1 protein-coding gene is annotated in these 3,296 nt (G+C 64.9%); it reads left to right on the forward strand.

Annotated elements, in window-relative coordinates; all coding sequences use genetic code 11:
• On the forward strand, positions 1-3,296 hold a 3,296-nt coding region (locus tag AB0I57_RS20020; protein WP_358339321.1), incomplete at both ends, for a condensation domain-containing protein.

Raw genomic sequence — 3,296 nt, forward strand, 5'->3', positions numbered from 1 at the left:
GCGGGGTCGGTGTTGCCGGGGTATTCGGTGCCGTCGGTGGTGGTGGTGTTGGACGAGTTCCCGGTGACGGTGAATGGGAAGTTGGATCGTGGTGCTCTCCCCGCACCCGACATCACGAGCGAGTTCTCCGTGGGACCGCGGACCGGGGCGGAGGAAGCGCTGGCGTCGGTCTTCTGCGAGGTGCTCGGCATCGAGAGGGTCGGGCTGCACGACTCGTTCTTCGTGCTCGGCGGCGACAGCATCCTGTCGATCCGACTGGTCTCCAGGGCCAAGGCACGGGGCCTGGTGTTGACTCCCCAACAGGTGTTCGAACACCGGACGGTGGCCGCGCTGGCAGCGGAAGCGGCGACGGTGGACGACGATGCAGTAGTTCGCCTCGCTGAGTTCGAGGGCGGAGGAGTCGGGGCGTTCCCCGCAACCCCCGTGGTTCGTTATCTGATCGAGCGCGGCGGACATTTCGAACGGTTCAGCCAGAGCATCCTGCTCGAACTCCCGAACGGAATCGATTCCGGCGCAATCGCCGCGACCGTCACCGCCGTGGTCACTCACCACGACATGCTGCGGTCGCGCCTGGTGCGAGGCACCGACGGACAGTGGCAGATACAGACCCGACCCGCTACCGACGATGATGGCGAGTCGATGGTTCGACGGGTGCAATTCGACGCGGACATCGATGCCGATGCGTTGTCGGATCTCGTGACCGCCGAGCACCAGGCGGCGGTGGAGCGATTGCGCCCCTTCGACGGCGTGGTCGTCCAGTTCGTCTGGCTCGACCCGGTACCGGCACAGATGGAGGCGACCGCCCCGGACTCGGCGCCGACGGGCCGCCTGATCGTGGTGGCTCATCACCTCGCCGTCGACGGCGTGTCTTGGCGAATTCTGCTGCCCGACTTCGTCACTGCCTGGTCGCAGATCTCGGCAGGACAGGTCGTCGACCTCCCCGAAACGGGGACGTCGATGCGTCGCTGGGCGTATGCGCTGGCCGAAGAAGCATGTAGTAGCGAGCGGACCGCCGAGCTGGGAAGGTGGCGGGACATCGTCGGTGCGCAAGACCCGTTGATCACCGATCGCCGCTTGGATCCCGGGGTGGACACGGCGACCGCAGTACAAGCGGTGAACGTCGAGATCTCGGCCGCCGACACTTCCTCGCTGTTGACGACGGTTCCGGAGATGTATCACGGAGGCGCTCTCGACGTGCTCCTGACCGCGCTGACGGTGGCGTCGTCGGCATGGCGGGCCGAGCGGGGAATTGTGGGGTCGTCGATGCTGATCCGGCTGGAAGGGCACGGACGCGAACAGCAGGTCGTGCCGGGCGCGGATCTGTCCCGCACGGTCGGTTGGTTCACGACAGCCTTTCCCGTCCACGTCGCCCTCGATGGGATCGACTTCGGCGACGCCCTTGCCGGCGGCCCCCACTTGGGCCGGGCGATCAAACTCGTGAAAGAGCAACTCCGAGCGGTGCCGGAAATGGGCATCGGGTATGGACTGCTCCGCTACCTCAATCCCGACACCGCGAAAGAGCTGCCGAGAACCGAACCGGGACAGATCAGTTTGAACTATCTCGGCCAGGTTCCGGGGCGCCCGGAACACGATGCCGGACTCGGCTGGACTCCGGCGGAGGGGTTCGGCGACCTGTCTTACGACCCGGATCCGGACATGCCGGTGTCCGCCGCCATCGAGATCAACGCGATCGTGATCGCCGGACGACTTCAGGTCAGCTTCGGATACCCGGACACCCTGCTCTCCAGAGAGGAGGTCGAGAGGTTCGCTGACTATTGGCGTAAAGCGGTGTCCGCGTTGGTATCGCATGCTGATAGTCCGCACGCGGGCGGCCTCACTCCTTCAGACCTTCCTCTCGTCGGGGTGACTCAGACTGACATCGACGGGTGGGAGGAGCAATTCGGGACGCTTACCGATGTCTGGCCGCCCGCACCACTACAGGCAGGGTTGCTCTTCCACGCACTGCTGGCGAAGCCATCGGTCGACGCCTACACGGTGCAGGTGGAACTGCACCTGAAAGGTTTCGTCGAACCGGCGCGGATGCGTGCTGCGGCTCGAGCATTGCTTGATCGGCACGCCAATCTGCGAGTCGCGTTCGTGCCCGCGCGTGACGGGACGTTCGTGCAAGTGGTGCCAGCCGCGGTCGAGGTTCCGTTCAGCGAGGTCGACCTGACGGGTCTGCCAGGGCACGAGCGTGCTTCGGAACTCGATCGGATTCGCCTCGCCGATCGGATCGAGGGATTCGACACGGGCAAGGCGCCCCTTGTACGGCTTCTTCTCGTGTCCACGGATCGCGGCGAATATCGTCTCGTGTGGACCAGCCATCACACCTTGCTCGACGGATGGTCGATGCCGCTCGTGATCCGGGAGCTGCTCGGCCTCTATGCAGCAGGGGAAGCAGATGTTCCTTCGTTACCCCGACCTCGGCCCTACCGCGACTTCCTGGCCTGGCTCGATCGCCTGGACCCAGGACCGTCGCACTCGGCATGGTCAGCGGCGTTGGCCGGCCTCGACGGTCCGACACTGCTCCTGCCCGAGCTGCGGGGACGTCGTTCCTCGTCCGCACCGTCGCGGGAGGACTTCACGCTCAGCGAAACCGTGACTGCCGATTTGGTGACGCTCGCTCGAAGTCGGAACGTCACCATGAACACGATTACCCAGGTGGCGTGGGCGATCATGCTGAGCGTATCGACATCCCGACACGACGTGACGTTCGGTGGCACGGTGTCCGGGCGCTCATCCCAGCTACCCGGGGTGGAGTCGATGATCGGCTTGTTCGTCAACACGGTTCCCGTACGCATCAAGCTGCACCCCCGGGAAACACTGGGTGAGTTGCTCGAACGAATACAGGCGGAGCAGGCACTTCTGCTCGAGCATCACCATCTCGGCCTGGCGGACATTCGACAGGCGGCCGGTCCGGACATCGAGTTCGATACAGCAACGGTGTTCGAGTCGTACCCGATCGATCGAGGGGGACTCACCGAGGACACCGAATTCGCCGGTATGCGTGTGGTCGACATCGACGGTGCCGACGCCACGCACTACCCGCTCAGCGTTGCCTTCTCGGTAGACGCCCGACTGCGGATGATTTTCCACTACCTACCCGACCTGGTGGATCGGGCCACTGTCGAGACGATGGCGGGGCGCATCACTCGGGTATTCGAGACCATGGCTTCCGATCCAAGTGTGTCTGTGGGTGGGTTGGGTGTGGCGTCGGGGGTGGGGTTGGTGTGTGGGGGTTCGGGTGTTGTGGGGGGGACGTTGCCGGAGGTGTTGGTGGCGGGTGCTCGGGTGGA

It is taken from the genome of Rhodococcus sp. NPDC049939 (assembly GCF_040656415.1).
GTDB lineage: Bacteria > Actinomycetota > Actinomycetes > Mycobacteriales > Mycobacteriaceae > Rhodococcus_F.